This is a genomic window from Shewanella frigidimarina NCIMB 400, assembly GCF_000014705.1.
GTDB lineage: Bacteria > Pseudomonadota > Gammaproteobacteria > Enterobacterales > Shewanellaceae > Shewanella > Shewanella frigidimarina.
This window is the reverse complement of sequence record NC_008345.1, coordinates 963,164-980,602: the sequence shown is the minus strand read 5'-3', so window position 1 is coordinate 980,602 and position 17,439 is coordinate 963,164. Positions and strand designations below refer to the sequence as shown.

Here is a 17,439-nt window from a genome sequence, read left to right as displayed (position 1 = left end):
GCCCTATTCTAATAACGATCTAACTGGATCTAACACATTAAGGTTCCCCATGGACGATAACAAACGCCCCCTCTATCTTCCTTTTGCCGGCCCAGCGATTCTTGAATCACCTCTGCTTAATAAAGGCAGTGCATTTAGTGAAGAAGAACGAATTTATTTCAACCTCGAAGGCCTCATTCCTTGGGTAATTGAAACCATTGATGAGCAAGCCGCTCGCGCTTACGCACAATTTAAAAACTTCACCAATGATCTCGATAAGCACATTTATTTGCGCAATATTCAGGATACTAACGAAACCTTATTTTATCGTTTAGTGCGTAATAACATCAGTGAAATGATGCCGATTATCTACACGCCTACAGTCGGCTTAGCCTGTGAACGCTTCTCTAAAAATTACCGTCGTAATCGTGGCTTATTCATTTCGTATCCTAACAAAGATCGCATTGATGATATTTTAAATAACTCGACTCGCCATAAAGTCAAAGTCATCGTGGTGACAGACGGAGAACGTATTCTCGGTTTAGGCGACCAAGGCATAGGCGGTATGGGGATCCCAATTGGTAAATTATCGCTATACACTAGTTGTGGTGGCATAAGCCCGGCGTATTGTCTTGCTGTGACGTTAGATGTTGGTACTGATAACCCACAACTTCTTGAAGACCCTATGTATATGGGCTGGCGTCATCAACGTATTGGCGGCGATGAATATGCTGAATTTGTTGAAGAATTTATGCAAGCAGTCAGCCGTCGCTGGCCTGATGCATTAATTCAGTTCGAAGATTTTGCACAAAAAAATGCCATGCCATTACTTGAGCGTTATAAAGATCAATATTGCAGTTTCAATGATGATATCCAGGGCACGGCAGCCGTTACGGTTGGCTCACTATTGGCTGCTTGTAAAGCCGCTAACAGTAAACTCAGCGAGCAACGCATCACCTTCTTAGGTGCGGGTAGCGCAGGTTGCGGTATTGCCGAAGCGATTGTGGCGACAATGGTGTCTGAGGGCATTAGCGATCAACAAGCTCGCTCACAAGTATTTATGGTCGATCGTTGGGGCTTATTACTCGATAATATGCCTAACCTACTCCCTTTCCAACAGAAGCTAGCTCAACCTTGTGCCACGATAGAAGCATGGGACAATTACAGTGACAATATCTCGTTACTTGATGTAGTTAACAATGCTAAACCAACGGTACTTATCGGAGTATCAGGCTCTCCAGGGTTATTTACTGAAGAAATCATTAAGGCAATGCACAGCCATTGTAAACGTCCGATAGTATTCCCATTATCGAATCCGACAAGCCGTGTAGAAGCGACTCCTAAGGACATCCTTAATTGGACATCGGGCCAAGCACTCGTGGCAACGGGCAGCCCATTTGAACCAGTAATAGTCAATGGCGAAACTTTTGAGATAGCGCAGTGTAATAATAGCTTTATCTTCCCAGGTATTGGCTTAGGTGTATTATCTTGTGGTGCAAGACGTGTATCTGATGAAATGTTAATGGCTTCAAGTCGTGCTTTAGCGGAATGTTCACCATTAGGTAAAGACGGTGTTGGCTCGCTATTACCTCGCCTTGAAGATATTCAAACTGTTAGTAAATATATTGCTTTTGCTGTTGCTAAAGCAGCTATTGATCAAGGTTTAGCATTACCTTGTACCGATGAGTTACTGCAACAATCTATTGAGGCTAACTTCTGGGAACCTGAATATCGTCGTTACAAACGTACCTCATTCTAACAATGATTAAGTACGACTCAGCGCTTTAGAATGATAAAGCGCTGATCATCATTACTGTGATAGCAAAACTCATTAATTGAAACGGTTATGCGCTTTTTAACCATAAAAAAATCCCAACCTAAGTTGGGATTTTTTGTATCCGCTATAACAGTAAATTTATGCCGACATCACTAGCTTAAAACTATTTAACAATGGACGGTCGGTGCGCGCTTTTTTAAGCTTACGTAAACACTCTTTCAACGACTGCTCCGCTAAGCGACCGAATACACCATCATATTCGTTATTATTCATCTCTTCTTCAGAGTCCGCACTGTCAGCAATTTCTTGCGCAACACGGCTTAACTGCATCCACGCATTGGCAATATAAAAGCCATGAAACTCTGCTTTAGTCATTAACTTTTGCGCACTCGCTGGCAATGCATCCCAAGCATGAGTAAACGTATTGGCTTTATCTTCAATAAGTTCGGTAAACAAGCCTTCATAGGCCTCAAGTAATGTTTCAGGTAACTTATCCATCGGCAGCACTTTGTTTGCTACGTTATACGAAATTTGTTTTGCTACTTCTTGATACTGCGGGTCAACTTTTGTCATGGTTATCTCTCAATTAAAATTCTCCACATAGATCCGCATCAGAATGTTTGATGGCCAATAATCAAACTATTTAGTGAAATTAGGTCAGATCAAACGCATTCTTATGTCATATCAATGCAGTGATATGTCTTTTTCTCATGTAAATTAAAACAAGCTGGTTCAATTATGACATGATTTTTTACTGTTTGTATTATCAGTTCTTAAAGTAATACTCCGCCGATATATCAACCTGATGGGCAGATACTCCTTTAAAATTGGACTTTAATCTGCAGGTCACATCAATTTATCCTTGATAAAAGGCCTGTTGTGCACAATAATTGCTCATCGATAGTAAAGATACATACAAAAGTATTACAACAACGCTCACACAATAATTATTGTTGCCAACAAAAAAACTATAAATAAGCAGCTTATTAACTTGAAAACATCACTTCAGATTCACTTTTTTATTGCCATTTTTATAGCAATATTTTTTTTACCTACATCAGCCTTTGCCGCTTATTACGACAACGTCAAAGCTGATGCGATCTATAAAAAAATAGATTTAGCTGATTATGTTGATCAGGTTTCAGGTGAAGAGTTACTCAACGAATATAAGCGGCTCATTGCCTCTGACGATGAGATCCGTCAAAAACTCTATGTCCGTTTATACTGCTGGAACCAGCCTTCTACTACAGATAGTGAACTTGCCAGCGCCATTAAGTATGCAGAGCAACAACTGCTGATATATTCAGTACCCTATCCATCAGCAATTCATACTGATTTATTATTATGTTTAGGTTATTACAAACAGTTTTCAGGTCAATTAGACGAAGCTCTTGACGATCTTTCTAATGCAATAAATAACGCATACGAACTTGAAGATCCTCGACTTATCGCTGACGGCCGAAGCATTCGAGGGGCAATGCTGTCATATCAAGGCAACTATTCATCTGCATTAGAAGATTTAATTACATCGCAACAATTGTATGAAAATCTTAATTTAACTTATTGGGCAAATGATAACTTAAGTGAACTTGCTGCAAGTTATCGGCGTTTTGGTGATGCTGAAACCGCTCTGAAATACCAAATAAAACTTGAACAAGCTTACCTTAAGGCCAATCAACAAATAGAAGCTGATAATATCAATAATCAGATCGCGTTTTCACTTCTAGAGCTTGGGCGTATTGACGAGTCTACTGCACGATTTAAACAGTCGCTTACCTTCTGGAAAACCCAAAAAGATAACATTGCTATTGCAGATGCCAAAACCAATATTGCAGGAAACCTGATTAAACTAGATAAAATAGATGAAGCACTAGTGCTGTTAAAGGAAGCAGAAAAAGAAATCCCAGTCAGTAATGATGGGCCGCATAGTTCATTAATGTTATACCTAGCACAAGTATATTTAGCTAAAAATGAATTAGATAAAGCCCTTGAATACAGTCAGCTTGCATCAATTGATTTTAACCGTGGTGGCAATCAACGCGGTGAAAATGAAAACATCTATCTCAAAAGCGATATCTACCAAGCTAAAGGTGATATTGAAAATGCATTAAAAACATTACAAAAATTTATTAAAATGCACATGGCACTTGATAAGCAAAATATGTCTGATCGCAACTCAGAAATGCAAGCGCGCTTTAATACCAACAAAATTCAAACCGAAAACGAATGGTTAATACAACGCGACAAAGATAAAGAGCAGCAGTTACAGATTTTACAGCGTAACGAAAGCATGCAAATTATCATTATTATCTTAGTTGCGATTATTTTAATTATCGTATCAATGTTTGCTTACAAGCAAGTTATACGAAAACAACTCTTTAGGCGTTTAGCCCTAACCGATGAGCTGACTAAATTGGCCAATAGACGTGATACCTATTCTCAGGGGCATTACTTCTTAAAATCATCCAAACTATCAGGTAAGCCGTTTTCCATTATCTCTTTTGATGCTGATCATTTTAAAATGGTCAACGATACATTAGGCCATGATATGGGCGATAAAGTGCTAGTAAAGCTAGCGTCAATTAGCGCAAGCATGATGCGCGATACCGATGTTGTTGGACGTGTTGGCGGTGAAGAATTTTTGATTTTACTGCCTAATATCGACAAAACTAAAGCCATTGAAATCGCTAATCGTTTAATTGAAACCATTGCTGATTACGATTGGACTCAGATTGCGCCGAACTTACATCAAACCGTCAGTGCCGGGGTTGCCAGCTATAGTAATGAAGAAGACTTGTCACCATTGTTACTAAAAGCCGACAAAGCGCTCTATTCTGCCAAAGCTGCAGGTCGAAATTGTGTCAAAGCTGAGTAAAACGCGTATAATTTTAGCGTGTTTACTCAATGATAGTGTTATGACAACAACGACCGCAGCATTAACTCCAAATCCTATTCCAGATCTAGGAACCGATCTAACAACTGAGCCCTGTCCATTGACCGCGGCTCAACTTGATGTGCTCAATAGACAAATCAAGCTTTGGGGTAAAGAACTTGGCTTTGCTCATATTGGTGTTGCTGATGTCGACTTAAGCCAACATGAAGCAGCATTACAAGATTGGTTAGATAAGGGGTATCACGGTGAGATGGGTTATATGGCTAATCACGGAATGATGCGCGCTAGACCTGCAGAGTTACATCCAGGAGCCATTAGAGTGATTTGTGCTCGGATGGACTATTTACCACCTGACGCCGGCTTTGCCAGTAATTTAACTGACCCAAATCTTGGTTATATCTCTCGTTATGCGGGTGGACGTGACTATCATAAACTCATCCGACAACGGCTTAAAAAGCTCGGCGATAAAATCAACCAGTATTGCCAACAACTAGACTTTGATGCGACTGATTTTAGACCATTTGTGGATTCTGCACCTATTTTGGAACGTCCATTAGCCGACAAAGCCGGACTAGGCTGGACTGGCAAACACTCGTTAATTTTACACCCTGATGCAGGCAGTTGGTTTTTCCTCGGCGAGTTACTCATTAACTTACCATTGCCGTTAGATATCCCGATTGAAGAAGGCTGCAACACTTGCGTAGCCTGCATAAAATCATGCCCAACTGATGCGATTGTCGAACCCTATGTTGTCGATGCCAGACGTTGTATTTCTTACTTGACCATTGAATTACAGGGTGCTATTCCAGAAGAGTTTCGCCCGCTTATAGAAAATCGTATTTATGGTTGTGATGACTGTCAGCTAGTGTGTCCGGTAAACGCTAAAGCACCACTGACTAAAGAGACTGATTTCCATACTCGCACTACGCTTATTCAACCCGATTTACTGACTTTATTTGCTTGGTCTGAAACTTATTTTCTCAACCAAACAGAAGGTAGTGCGATTCGTCGAATTGGTCACAAACGTTGGTTACGTAATATCGCGATTGCATTAGGTAATGCTCCCGCTAATCCGGCCATTATTGAGGCATTGGAGCAACGTAAACACAGTGAAGAAGTGGATGATATGGTACTTGAACATATTGAATGGGCATTAGTGCAACAAATACAAAAAGCGCCACAGTCGGCGCTTTCACGGAAAACTCAACGAGTGATTAGATCAATACAAAAGGGTTTACCAAGAGACGCATAAACGAAAAGCGACAACTAGGTCCTAAGCATTAGAGTCTAAGGTAAAACCCACTTTAATAGTTACTTGCCAGTGGGCAATAAGACCTTCTTCTAAGTGGCCACGAGTTTCGATAACTTGAAACCAGCGCAAATGTAGTAAACTTTTATTGGCTTCTGCAATCGCATTTTTAACAGCCTCATCTGAACTGATTGGTGATGAACCAACAAGTTCAATGACTTTATAAGTGTGACTCATAATAGCTCCTATTGTTAACTGCACATCTTTAGTTTTAGTGTAGTAAACAATAGTACAGTTCACCGCAAAATCACTGCGTAATAACCAGTAAAATGGAGTAGCAGAACCAATCTAACTCAGTTGATTTCTGCAAGTTAATCAATTTGAATAATGCCAATAGCTGCTTTTTCTAAATTGATCACTTCGTCACGTACTGCTAACGTAAGTTGGTTAAGCTTTGCGCATCGTTAGCCCAGTCGACCGCCATAGATTTTGGACGAGAAACATCGCCATAAGTCAACGGAGGCTTAATGCAGCGAGAACCATAACGTTCACCCAACCAAATTGAGTAAACCTAACGCCCTCTAATTATTCACAAAAATACTCCACCATGTCATTTCGCTCAGCTTCGCCGTGAACTAGCATGTCGATACCCAATTTAAGCTGACATGAAATAGTGTCTTGAGTGACTTGCTCAAGCTGTAATCACGGCATTGATTCATCTTTCGCTAGCGACTGCGTAACGCCCGCATGACAGTAGTTCAACACCTGCATCTCTTGCCAGCCAATGAGTGGTTTTAATTCACTGGCACGTTTTTCAAATCCGTTAATGTTGCTTCACCGCGCCAATAACGCTCTAAAATAAACTTCAATTCACGCAGACGTCCTATACGGGGAAACCCTAAACTTGAAATTTTCATACTACTTACTTTTCGTTGAGCAAAAAATATGGCTATTTATGCAGAAAAACCGCATAGGCGTCTGGACGTCTAGAAGTTTATTGTGTTACTCTGCTGTCAAGCAATCGAATTGATTTCATCAGCTAGTTGAGCAAGATTCATGTGGAGAGAAAATGATAGAGCTTAGACACCTTCGCACCTTGATGGCGTTAAAGGAAAGTGGCAGTTTAGCGGGTGCAGCTAAAAAAAGGTTTGTAACCCAGTCGGCGCTTTCTCATCAAATAAAAGAGTTAGAAACACGGATAAACTCAACTATTTTTGTGCGTAAGAGCAAACCATTGACGTTTACTCACGAAGGTTCACGTCTGCTGAATTTAGCGGAAGAAATCTTACCGAAAGTGATTGCAACCGAGTCGGATCTTAAACGCGGTTTAGAGAGTGAAAGCCAACAACTTAAGCTTGGCATTGAATGCCACAGTTGTTTTCGTTGGTTAATGCCTGTTATTGAGCAATTTAAACAACATGCACCAGCAGCTCAAATTGACATTTCGAGTCGTCATTTATTTGATTCACTCAATGCATTGGAAACAGGCAGTTTAGACATAGTGCTAACATCAGACCCTGTGCCAGGACATAGCGTCGCTTATCAGCATTTATTTGATTTTGAAGTAAAATTAATTGTTGCCAGTGATAACGAATTAGCGGCACAAGCGTTTGTCACGCCAGCGCAATTGGCAAAGCAAACATTAATTAGTTACCCCGTGCCTTTAGCGCGTTTAGACATATACAAACACTTTTTAGAGCCTGCTGGTATTGAACCTGGCGAGCAAAAACAGTGTGATTTAACCTCAATGTTATTGCAACGAGTTGCCTGTAATGACGGCGTAGCAACCCTACCAACTTGGTCTATCCGAGAGAGTCAGGGGCTAAGCCTTACTGCGGTTAAATTAGGATCGGAAGGCCTGAAACGTCCATTATTTGGGGCTTATCGTCGCGACGCCACTAATGCAAATTTAATCCAAAAGTGGCTCGAACTGGTAGCGAGTGAAGGCATAAATCTACAACGGGTTGATTAATAAACCTCGTTTAGATAGCACGCGTCGAAGCACAAGTCCTGGAGAATCAGGGTTTTGTGTTTGACGTAAATTATGTGCAATCAAAAATTCTTCGCGTAAATCTTCATCTAGTCCTAGTGACGCAAATGCTTCAAGCGATAACTGCTGCTGTTGTTTATCAATAAGTGACTTCAATACTTTTAACGATACTGGCCGAGATAACTCTGCATTTAAATAAGCAAAAGCCGTTAACGCAATCACCTGCCCAAACACACTAAACAACGCTAACGTTTGCATTTCATCCGCATCGATTTTAGTACCAACACCAATGTCATTATCTTCGCGCAACAGTTCTATGCAATCCATCGCGATGATTTCATTTAATGCCCAATAACCTTGAACGAGTTTTTTGTAAGGTTCTGAAAGTTCATCAAGTCTTTCTTTAAGGTAAAACGAAAACGCGTAGCGATAAATGTTCACTTGGCCCAATCGGATTAAGGCATCTTTTACACTACGGCTTTTTGTTGATATGACACCTGCTGTTTGCGCGGTATTACTGCGTAACAATAAATGGGCTGCCAAAGCAGGATCCGCTGAAATGATATCGATAACGACTCGAATATCAGCTTCGTTAATCAGAGATTTTTTTAATGGAATTAATATGCCACGACGACCAATGACTTGCTCTTCATTGCCAATAATAGCTTGAACTTGAGTAAGGACTTGTTGCTCAAGATTAGTCATATTCATCAATTACCTTTTCTTAGAATAAATCACTTTATTCATTAATTTAACGATATATTAAAACGAAAGCCAGTAATAGTTTACTGGCTTTCGAAAGGTTATTCGCTAAAAAAGATAATCTAGAAACGATAACCCGCGGTAAGTCTAATTGAGCGACCAGTACCAGAATAATAACCACTGCCATAAGCCGAGTAATAACCGGTGCCAACATAATCTTCATCAAGCAAGTTATCTACACGTAAGCTACCATTCCAACCTGAATAGGTATAGTTAAGCGCAAGGTTTGTTAGCACGTAACTGTCTAACTTATCACCGGTATTGCTGTTGTCGCCTTCCATGTAACGCTCACCAGTGTAAACACCTTCAACAAAAGCTTGCCAATTATCAGCAAAATCATAGCTTACGAAGGCTTTACCTGAATGTTTTGCTACCCATGATAACGCTTTACCGTCATTTTCACCTTGAGTGAACTCAGCATCAATATAGTCGTACGAAGCTCCTAGCAGCCAGTCATTAGATAACTGTACATCATAAGCAGTGCTTACACCAAAACGGCGAGATTCATCGGCGTTTACGTTAGCACCACCACCATAAGGCCCATCAGTACGACCGCCTTCGTAAACAATCTCATCTTCTAACTCAAGTTGATAAGCATTGATTTTTAATGTCTGAGTCGTAGTGGTAAAGTCCCAGCCCGCTTCGTAAGAACGACCTGTTTGTGGATTCAAACCTTGTACATCAAGCGGGGTGTAAGCTTGCTCATCGACTTTAGCAAAACGGAAGTTATCATTTGCACGGATATAAAAACGATTTTCACTGCTTGGGCGATAATTTAACCCCAACTCCAACGCATGGGCGTCATTATCGATTTCAATACGATTCGGATAAAGTAATTGGTCATATAAATCGTCTGTCACTTCAGAATAACGACCACCGACGACATAAGATAAAGTCGGCGTGATCGGTACCGATGCTTGCACATAGGCGCTCTTTTGTGTCTGTTCATTATTTCGTTGCGTATAGAGCGTATCGAAATCTGCTTCACCTTTACTCACATCAATACCGGCAACAAAATTTAAATCGCCATGTTCTAAATGATAGTTAGCAGTAGCTTTAGGCGAGAAACTCAATAGATCGCGCTCAATACGCCCTGCGCCACCAAATAACAAGCTCGAGGTTGATGTATCTGAGTAGGTTAAATCAGCACCTAAGGCCCAGATTTTATTCAGCTGATATTGATAACCACTGCGCAATGCTGTGGTTATTTCATGAGAGAACTCACCTTCAGAAAATGATGCTACTTGGCGAGGATCGGCTTCATATTGCGCCAGCGTTAGCGCACCCGGTGCTTGGCGATCGTTATCAAAATGATTCACTTCAACAAAGAAGTCTTCGATATCTGTTTGATATTGCAAGCGACCTAGAATAGAGCTGGTTTCATTGTCATTATTATCGCGGTAATTATCGCTTTCGTTATAGCTCGCCGCTAAAAAGTAACGCCATGCATCGTTGATAGCCCCTGAAATATCACCTTTAGCTTCATAGGTATCAAAACTGCCACCACTAACCTGTAAGCCACCACCAGTTTCTGTTGGTGCTTTGGTAATGATATTGATAACGCCGCCAACGGCTTGGTCACCATATAAAACCCCTGCGCTACCCGATAAAATCTCAATACGCTCAACTAAGTTAATCGGGATCGATTCAATACTCGGCGCTGAAATATCGATATTATTCAGTCTGCGTCCATCGACCAAAATTAAGGTGTTATTAGCGGCTTGTGATGCAGAAAAACCACGCATAGAAAATACAGTGCCCGAGTTATTATCCGACACCTGAATACCAGATTGTCCACGTAATAAATCGGTTAAATTGGTGGCGCCGCTCATTTGAATATCAGCAGCATCAATGACATTAACATTGGCTGCAATATTTAATGGCTTGGCAGCATTACGGCCAATAACCACAATGGTTTCATCCATGCTGATAGCCGAAGACGAGGGGGATGTAACAACTGATTCAATCGCAACAGCATTAACACTTGCGACACTGAAGACAGCACTTAATAACAGTGCGATTTTTGTTGGTTTAGTACCCATTTACCTTTAACTCCTGAAAGGAAAAATGGGGCAGTAGCGCCGCAATATAGAGCACCACTTTCGTCCTATTGTACAGAAAAGTTCTATAAAATAAGTCACTAGCGGTATCACATTACATTTCGAGATCTGCCCACCGAAATCATCGAAATCACCTTTAAGGCCGGTCTCCGGACTGAGGTTTTGGCGTTACACTAAAGGTAAACGCACGCGAGCCGAGATGATTAACGCAACACTGTTGCGCACCTGACTCTCACCAATCACCGTTGCGGGGGCAGTACCAGATTTACACTGGTTTCCCGATTATCCTGCTTTGGTCTATCGATCCAAAGCAAGCACCGTAAAGATTGACTATTAAATTATCATGAGTTGATATTCAGCTCATGATTGAAAAATATGTGTTGTTATGCCGGCATTAGCATTGAGTACCTTGGTACTGTCTGACGAATGAGTGGCATCATAAAATATTCACGCGGCGATTATAACGGATTCAAAGGTAAACTTGATACTAACAAAAGCTTAACTCACAGATTATTCAACTTGTCTGGCATTCAACATGTTGGGAAGTGACACTAGAAATGGCCAACAACGCTATCAACACGGCACTAATTATATTAACACGGCGCTAATATATGAACATGTCGTCAATGTTAGCGATAAATGTCGACGTTAGGGTTGGCTCATGAAGGCACGATAATTATCGATTGTGATTGGAACGGTCTCGGTGGTAAAAATAGCTGTACGAATAGATTTATGGATTAGGTAGACATTCTCGTCATCACTTATCACCGTAAAATAGCCCATCTCACCTTGTGGACGAGAGATATAAGACGCTTCAACCACTGCGGAAGAATGATGAATATTAGGCATACTGGTGCAGCCTAATAAACCATGTACAGCCTCGAGCCCGTCTACTTTAGAGCTGCCCAGCTGTTGATAAACAATTTTGCCTTCACAATTTTCTTGATATGTCGCTGCCATCGAATCTAAAAACTGGTCCGGTTCAACATCATTTGCTAAGCCTTTAAACCCCTGCATGCAGACTAAACGAGACCAATCATTTAATGATTCATTGGATGGAATAAACTCAGCCATTGTCATATCGCCACGTTTATCGCTGAATGCAAGCTTCCAATCTAATGGCGGTAAAAAACCAAATTTTGCAGATAAGGCCGTGAGCTTTTGGACATCCTCAGACATCACCATAGCACCTGATGAGTTATCAACGTCGTCAAATGTCATCAGTGCAGGAGGTATAGCCGATGCACCGCTCGGGAACAGGAACATAATCCCCAGACAGCCCGAGCAGCCGATAATGGCAGCAATCTTGTTCATCCAAATGAATCCTTATTTGGTCAAGAAAGAGATAAGTTGACTAAAAATCATTCTAATTATGTATATCCTATCCTGAACATACAACAATTGACACTTATCGATAACATTTACATTGTCGGTAAATGTTAGTTTAGTTCTTCGTCGTCTTCGTCTTCATCTTCTGCGTCGAATAACTCTTCTTCATCAACGGCAGATTCTGCAGCAATAGCGGCAGCTAAGCTTTTAGCCTTAAGATGCTTTTCAGTTTTACGCTTGTTACGATCAGCTTGCTTAGATAAAAAACCTTGTAGAGCTTGTTCGCCCCATGCTGTTGCTTCTGCTTCTGAAGCAAAACCATCTTGGCTTTTTGATACTATGGTTTTTGTCGCTGTCATACGACGAGTGATTTCGGTTTTCCAAGTGTTTTCGATTTGAATAACACGTAAAGCATATTTTTTGCTATCGCTCATAATCTATTCTTTCCTACTTAAGGTATCACAGGCTAAAACCCATGAAATTTCAGCCGCGCAGTGTACTCGAAACGCACGAGTTTGGGCAGCTATTTAATGGTTATTTTTGCAGCTTATTTGAAAAACTAACTCAGTGGCAAGCGTAATGCTGCCACTGAGAAAAATATGATGAATAAAATCTCGCTGCGCTGAGGTTATTGTTTCACTAATTGGTTAGAACCAACAATCATCATTTCACATTTATGGCAGTCAAACACCAACTTCAATTTATCTTTACCAACATCTAAAAACATTGGGTCGGCTTTAATCCCTTCAACTTCTTTCGGGCATAAGTTAAAGCTGTAACGTAAACAATGTTTGGTCACCATTAACGGTGCATCATGCAACACGTTATTTTTCTCATAGGTATCTTCAATTTGAATCACCCCATGCTGATGATAAAACGATTTCGCTTTTTCGTTCGCCACGTTAGATAAAAAGCTCAATGCTTTTTGTGGGAAACGCGCAGTTTTATCATGTACCCAACGCTCTGGTCGTTGGTAACTCGTCACCCTTGTGGCCATTAATGCACTAACCGCATCGCGGCGCAGCTCGTTAACCACCGATGCAGGTAAAAACCACATTTGCTCAGTCAGTAAATTAATCTTGTTCAATACAAAATCACTACTGCCAAGTTTGCTGAGTTGCTTTTTGAGGTTTTCTGCCGTTTTAGCTTGATCATTTGCAGGAGCTTTATCGCAAGCTAAGGTAACGGTTGCACTTATACCGTGTATATCTGTAATGGTTAATCCAACGCCGTCATCGCTATCAAAAAATTGCATATCAACAGCAATTTTACGGGTGGCAGAATCTTTATTCAGGATAGCTTCAAACTTATGATCAAAGTTACGGAACATCATCACGCCAATTTTAAGATCTTTAGGTACCTCAGTTAAATACAAGGTATTACCGTCGGCGCGGTTAATGCGCACGCCGGAGAGCTTATCGTCAGACAACCGCTGGGTTTCATAATGTTCAACAAAAAAACATAAGCCATCACCATTGTTAAAATGAATGTCTTTGCCACTTTCACTGGTATCGATTTTAATAAAGTCTTTACCTACTTGGGTGATACGGCCAACTTTCTCACCAATAAACTTAGGCGAACTAAAATGCTCAATGGCCTCAGTACGTTCATTGACAAAATAATCTGTTTTACCGCGGTTAAAACTTTTATCAGGATCGGGCGTAAAATTAAACTCGCAACGACCATGAGAAATAGATTCCAAATCATTGCGTTTAGCAATAATGGCATCCAGTTGTTGGCGGTAATGTGCGGTAACATTCTTAAGGTAAGTAATGTCTTTTAAGCGACCTTCAATTTTAAATGAGCTAATACCCGCATCAATCAAGGCTTCTAAATTATCTGTTTGGTTATTGTCTTTTAGTGATAATAAATGCTTGTTTTCAGCTAATACTTCACCTTCACGCGTAGTTAAATTACACGGCAATCGACACATCTGTGAACATTCACCGCGATTAGCACTGCGATTAGAATACGCATGGCTTAAATTACATAAACCGCTATAACTGACACATAACGCACCATGAATAAAGAACTCTAACTTCATCTTTGTGCTAGCAGCAATGTCGCGAATTTGTGGAATATTCAACTCACGAGCTAACACGACTTGTGAAAAACCGACTTGTTCGAAAAAGACTGTTTTTTCTGGGCTGCGGTTATCAGTTTGAGTACTCGCATGTAACGCGATAGGTGGAAGATCTAATTGTAAAACCCCCATGTCTTGAACAATCAAGGCATCGACACCGGCTTCATAAAGTTGCCAAATAAGCTTTTGCGCTTTATCAATCTCGTCATCCATTAAAATGGTATTAAGCGCCACAAACACTTGGGCATGATAACGATGAGCAAATTCAGCTAAGCGAGCGATGTCTTCAACGCTGTTGCCAGCATTATGACGCGCGCCAAATGCTGGACCACCAATATAAACGGCATCAGCGCCATGACGAATAGCCTCAATGCCATAATCAGCATTTTTAGCCGGTGCTAACAGTTCAAGTTGGCGCTTTACAGGCGCCTCAGGGGTGAACAATTCTACAGAAACCATAATGTTAACTAAATTTCGCATTAATTCGGATAAAAAAGTGCGCCAACATTAGTATGTTGACGCACTCGCATAGCTGCATACTTTAGCAAACTTTGAACAAAGTTCTAAGTAAATTCGTTGCTAATGACCGCCTAAAAAACGGTCGAATAGAGCTTATAAAAATAATTCTTGGATGTTTTTAAAGTCAGCTTTGCCTTCAGCAATTTCTTGCGGATTAAGCCCAGACACTTCATGGGGAAACACTAACCAATCTTCAGATGAATGAATAAAATAATCTGGTTTTAGCTCTACTTTAGTGTTTTTTGGCTTGTAATAAGGACATGCGATCCGGATATCTGTAGGCATGTTTAAACGCATGAACTTTCTTAATTTTCCAATCAGCGCATCAATACTGCGGCCAGAGTCAAAAACGTCATCAACAATCAACAAACCATCGCTAGCATTGGCGTTTTCAATAATGTAATGCAAACCGTGTACTTTGATATTTTTATCTTGTTTGTCAGTGCCGATACCATAATAAGAAGACGTTCTAACGGCTATATGATCGGTTTCAACTTTTTTAAAATCAAAATACTCTTGGACTGCAATACCGATTGGAGCACCACCGCGCCAAATACCCACGATAAACTGTGGTCGAAAGCCACTGTCATATACTTGCGCAGCGAGTCTAAATGAATCTTCCAGCAGTTGTTGCGCACTAATATAATGTTTATCTGTCATTGGTTAAGCCCCCGATTATTTTATTGCGGAGAATTTTATACCAAATAAAGCTTTCTTGCCTGTAAGAATAGGAATTAATTGATCAATACCCATAAAAAATAAGACATGTTGGTCAAATAATATATGACTCAATATTGATTCCTACTTATTTGATGCATGTTCACATCAAGCATTTGCGTACGTTAAATCACTTCAGCATCAATAGAAGTCCTATCAACAAATCTCTAGTTCACTGCACGAGTCAAGTGACCGAGCGAGCTTATCAATGGAGATAAATCTACTTGTCATTAAAAACGACTATGGCATAGTGGGTTTAATGACAAGTAGATTAATCGCCAATTCAGGATGAATAGCCACTATGCTGCTCAATAAAACCTTACACAATAATTACGGTACTGGACTGGCAAACACCACTGACAGCAACGAACTCAATGTGCCCAAAGGTGACAACCCGCTCATATGGCCTGTGCTGAGTTTATTACAATCGTCAAATCAAAGTTGGAAAGTGCATCATTTAGCCAGTGAATTACAAACTAAAGGTTTAATGCATAACCTTGACCCATTACCCGAAAAAGACCTATTCAAACGCAACTTTCTACTAATGAACGCCTTGTATGAATTACAAGACATACTCATGCCTAAACAGTGGTTGCAAGTGAAGGCGATGGAAATCCAAATATTTCGGATCATTCCAGCCAGTGCTGATATACAACATATTCGCGATGGTGCATTACGTGACTATTATCTCGATTGGAACAATTATGACTCCAGCGTTAACGTTGTACGGGAAATGCTTGAGTCATTTTGGTCTAGCTTTCAAGAGTATATTGGTGTTAACACACAGTTGATGCACAAAGGTCATGCGTTAAAAGTGTTTGAACTTGATGAAACTGCAACCGATAGAGACATTCGTAAACAGTGGCGTAAGTTAGCGCTAAAATGGCATCCCGATCGTGAACAAGGTAATGCTGAACGCTTTCGAGAAGTGTGCGAAGCATGGCAGACACTCAGAGATTAGCGTTGGTCGGTAAACTACCGTGGTTGAACACTCTTTATCTACAGCCGTGATCGTAGTCAGCATGAAGATGATTAAGATGACTGCTCTACATTAATACTTTAATATTTGCCCTGCTTATTCACCATGCCATATTGGCCTTTCCACATAACCCATCAATAATGAACAACCCATGAGCACTTAATGGTGACATTGGCAGAAATCGTTGCCCTCACATCAATATCTGAACTTTATTAAAGGATTATCTTCATAAAACACGCACCGATCACGAAATTAGCGTCTTTTTGATTGATGATTTAAGCCATAATTCAGCTAACAAACTTACCCTATTTAGCTAAAGTAGATTAATCGAATCCTAGTGACTATTTACTACTAATATTGATTTACTACTACCATTAATTCGTTATTAACACTGATTTACTACTAACAGTGATTTGCTATTAACATAGATTTGAGGTTTACATGATTAAATATTTCGCCATTGTACTGACGCTCATCACGGCCTCGTTTAGCACATTTGCTACGCCATTTGTTGCAGGCAAACATTACACCCAAATATCTAACAACATGGTTCCAAGTGAACCTAAAGTCACTGAATTTTTCTCGTTCTATTGCCATAACTGTTTCAATATGGAAAGCCAGTACTTACCTGAAATCAAGGCGGGTTTAGACAAAAAAATCACCTTCGACAGTAAACATGTCGACTTTATGAATAGCGACTTAGGTACAGAAGTCATGCGCGCATTAGCGGTTATTCATGAATTAGATAATAAAGAAGCGCTAAAAATAGCCATGTTTGGCGCAATCCAGGGCAAAGATAATACTGGCGGGCACGACCACGCTGCCGCAGGACATGAACACAAATCACAAATTAATAACCGTGATGATATTAAAAATGTTTTTGCTCAGTTTGGTGTTGATGCAAAGCAATATGACACGGTAGCAGACAGTGCAGACACCAATAAAAAGTTAACCATGTGGCGTCAACAGCAAGTGACGTATGCAGTGCAAAGTGTACCGGCATTTATTGTTAACGATAAATACGCCATCAATTTAAATGAAATGCGCAGTTTGGACGATATCATTGGGGTCATTAACTACTTAGCATTAAAACAGTAGTGTT

General features: G+C 40.4%; 15 protein-coding genes, 1 pseudogene and 1 riboswitch. Of the genes and pseudogenes, 6 read left to right on the top strand and 10 right to left on the bottom strand.

Annotation, left to right across the window (positions count from 1 at the left end):
- Window positions 1-49 precede the first annotated feature (49 nt).
- Entirely contained in the window at window positions 50-1,738 is a 1,689-nt protein-coding gene (locus SFRI_RS04290; RefSeq protein ID WP_011636309.1) for an NAD-dependent malic enzyme, read from the top strand.
- A 156-nt stretch (window positions 1,739-1,894) separates the two neighbouring features.
- Here SFRI_RS04290 and SFRI_RS04285 read toward each other — a convergent pair whose 3' ends face one another.
- The gene (locus SFRI_RS04285; RefSeq protein ID WP_011636308.1) at window positions 1,895-2,329 is read right to left on the bottom strand and encodes a DUF3069 domain-containing protein; all 435 of its coding nucleotides are present in this window, start codon (window positions 2,327-2,329) and stop codon (window positions 1,895-1,897) included.
- A gap of 418 nt (window positions 2,330-2,747) precedes the next feature.
- Here SFRI_RS04285 and SFRI_RS04280 point away from each other — a divergent pair, with 418 nt between their 5' ends.
- On the top strand, window positions 2,748-4,631 hold the full coding sequence (locus tag SFRI_RS04280) for a GGDEF domain-containing protein (RefSeq protein ID WP_011636307.1): 1,884 nt from the start codon (window positions 2,748-2,750) through the stop codon (window positions 4,629-4,631).
- 40 nt (window positions 4,632-4,671) lie between these two features.
- Window positions 4,672-5,901, top strand: a complete 1,230-nt coding sequence (gene queG / locus SFRI_RS04275; RefSeq protein ID WP_081430121.1) for a tRNA epoxyqueuosine(34) reductase QueG — start codon at window positions 4,672-4,674, stop codon at window positions 5,899-5,901.
- A 21-nt stretch (window positions 5,902-5,922) separates the two neighbouring features.
- Here the strand turns inward: queG and SFRI_RS04270 are convergent, their stop codons facing one another.
- The 3 genes and pseudogenes from SFRI_RS04270 to SFRI_RS21190 all read right to left on the bottom strand — a co-directional run bounded on the left by SFRI_RS04270 (window position 5,923) and on the right by SFRI_RS21190 (window position 6,815).
- Window positions 5,923-6,135: a dodecin gene (locus SFRI_RS04270; RefSeq protein WP_041412796.1), complete on the bottom strand. Its 213-nt coding sequence runs from the start codon at window positions 6,133-6,135 to the stop codon at window positions 5,923-5,925.
- Window positions 6,136-6,272: 137 nt separating this feature from the next.
- A pseudogene (locus SFRI_RS21755) lies at window positions 6,273-6,597 on the bottom strand (5-methyltetrahydropteroyltriglutamate--homocysteine S-methyltransferase); the annotation flags it as partial.
- 95 nt (window positions 6,598-6,692) lie between these two features.
- Window positions 6,693-6,815, bottom strand: coding sequence for a hypothetical protein (locus tag SFRI_RS21190; RefSeq protein ID WP_081430120.1), 123 nt, complete (start codon window positions 6,813-6,815; stop codon window positions 6,693-6,695).
- A 152-nt stretch (window positions 6,816-6,967) separates the two neighbouring features.
- Between SFRI_RS21190 and SFRI_RS04265 the strand changes: the two genes are divergently transcribed.
- Entirely contained in the window at window positions 6,968-7,870 is a 903-nt protein-coding gene (locus tag SFRI_RS04265; RefSeq protein WP_011636304.1) for a LysR family transcriptional regulator, read from the top strand.
- On the opposite strand, the gene SFRI_RS04260 is transcribed toward SFRI_RS04265, so the two are convergent.
- From SFRI_RS04260 to SFRI_RS04235, 6 genes are all read right to left on the bottom strand, one after another.
- Entirely contained in the window at window positions 7,853-8,593 is a 741-nt protein-coding gene (locus SFRI_RS04260; protein ID WP_041413393.1) for an HDOD domain-containing protein, read from the bottom strand. The two genes, SFRI_RS04265 and SFRI_RS04260, sit on opposite strands and share 18 nt — an antisense overlap.
- Before the next feature lie 119 nt (window positions 8,594-8,712).
- On the bottom strand, window positions 8,713-10,692 hold the full coding sequence (locus tag SFRI_RS04255; RefSeq protein WP_011636302.1) for a TonB-dependent receptor: 1,980 nt from the start codon (window positions 10,690-10,692) through the stop codon (window positions 8,713-8,715).
- Window positions 10,693-10,833: 141 nt separating this feature from the next.
- Window positions 10,834-11,047: riboswitch (cobalamin riboswitch) on the bottom strand.
- Between the two features lie 311 nt (window positions 11,048-11,358).
- Window positions 11,359-12,024 (bottom strand): hypothetical protein, encoded by a 666-nt coding sequence (locus SFRI_RS04250; RefSeq protein ID WP_011636301.1) that lies wholly within the window; start codon window positions 12,022-12,024, stop codon window positions 11,359-11,361.
- Window positions 12,025-12,149: 125 nt separating this feature from the next.
- A complete protein-coding gene (locus tag SFRI_RS04245; protein WP_011636300.1) occupies window positions 12,150-12,473 on the bottom strand; it encodes a DUF3622 domain-containing protein in 324 nt (107 codons plus the stop codon).
- A 194-nt stretch (window positions 12,474-12,667) separates the two neighbouring features.
- Window positions 12,668-14,581, bottom strand: a complete 1,914-nt coding sequence (locus SFRI_RS04240; RefSeq protein ID WP_041413389.1) for a peptidase U32 family protein — start codon at window positions 14,579-14,581, stop codon at window positions 12,668-12,670.
- A gap of 153 nt (window positions 14,582-14,734) precedes the next feature.
- A complete protein-coding gene (locus SFRI_RS04235) occupies window positions 14,735-15,301 on the bottom strand; it encodes a phosphoribosyltransferase (RefSeq protein ID WP_011636298.1) in 567 nt (188 codons plus the stop codon).
- A 358-nt stretch (window positions 15,302-15,659) separates the two neighbouring features.
- Here SFRI_RS04235 and SFRI_RS04230 point away from each other — a divergent pair, with 358 nt between their 5' ends.
- A complete protein-coding gene (locus tag SFRI_RS04230; protein ID WP_011636297.1) occupies window positions 15,660-16,319 on the top strand; it encodes a DNA-J related domain-containing protein in 660 nt (219 codons plus the stop codon).
- 459 nt (window positions 16,320-16,778) lie between these two features.
- Window positions 16,779-17,435: a thiol:disulfide interchange protein DsbA/DsbL gene (locus SFRI_RS04225; protein ID WP_011636296.1), complete on the top strand. Its 657-nt coding sequence runs from the start codon at window positions 16,779-16,781 to the stop codon at window positions 17,433-17,435.
- Window positions 17,436-17,439: the final 4 nt, after the last annotated feature.

Excerpts from the sequence above, each read along its gene's own strand:
- SFRI_RS04290 (WP_011636309.1), top strand. The coding sequence starts at position 50 with ATGGACGATAACAAACGCCCCCTCTATCTTCCTTTTGCCGGCCCAGCG.
- SFRI_RS04285 (WP_011636308.1), bottom strand. The coding sequence starts at position 2,329 with ATGACAAAAGTTGACCCGCAGTATCAAGAAGTAGCAAAACAAATTTCG.
- queG (WP_081430121.1), top strand. The coding sequence starts at position 4,672 with ATGACAACAACGACCGCAGCATTAACTCCAAATCCTATTCCAGATCTA.
- SFRI_RS04270 (WP_041412796.1), bottom strand. The coding sequence starts at position 6,135 with ATGAGTCACACTTATAAAGTCATTGAACTTGTTGGTTCATCACCAATC.
- SFRI_RS21190 (WP_081430120.1), bottom strand. The coding sequence starts at position 6,815 with ATGAAAATTTCAAGTTTAGGGTTTCCCCGTATAGGACGTCTGCGTGAA.
- SFRI_RS04265 (WP_011636304.1), top strand. The coding sequence starts at position 6,968 with ATGATAGAGCTTAGACACCTTCGCACCTTGATGGCGTTAAAGGAAAGT.
- SFRI_RS04260 (WP_041413393.1), bottom strand. The coding sequence starts at position 8,593 with ATGACTAATCTTGAGCAACAAGTCCTTACTCAAGTTCAAGCTATTATT.
- SFRI_RS04255 (WP_011636302.1), bottom strand. The coding sequence starts at position 10,692 with ATGGGTACTAAACCAACAAAAATCGCACTGTTATTAAGTGCTGTCTTC.
- SFRI_RS04250 (WP_011636301.1), bottom strand. The coding sequence starts at position 12,024 with ATGAACAAGATTGCTGCCATTATCGGCTGCTCGGGCTGTCTGGGGATT.
- SFRI_RS04245 (WP_011636300.1), bottom strand. The coding sequence starts at position 12,473 with ATGAGCGATAGCAAAAAATATGCTTTACGTGTTATTCAAATCGAAAAC.
- SFRI_RS04240 (WP_041413389.1), bottom strand. The coding sequence starts at position 14,581 with ATGGTTTCTGTAGAATTGTTCACCCCTGAGGCGCCTGTAAAGCGCCAA.
- SFRI_RS04235 (WP_011636298.1), bottom strand. The coding sequence starts at position 15,301 with ATGACAGATAAACATTATATTAGTGCGCAACAACTGCTGGAAGATTCA.
- SFRI_RS04230 (WP_011636297.1), top strand. The coding sequence starts at position 15,660 with ATGCTGCTCAATAAAACCTTACACAATAATTACGGTACTGGACTGGCA.
- SFRI_RS04225 (WP_011636296.1), top strand. The coding sequence starts at position 16,779 with ATGATTAAATATTTCGCCATTGTACTGACGCTCATCACGGCCTCGTTT.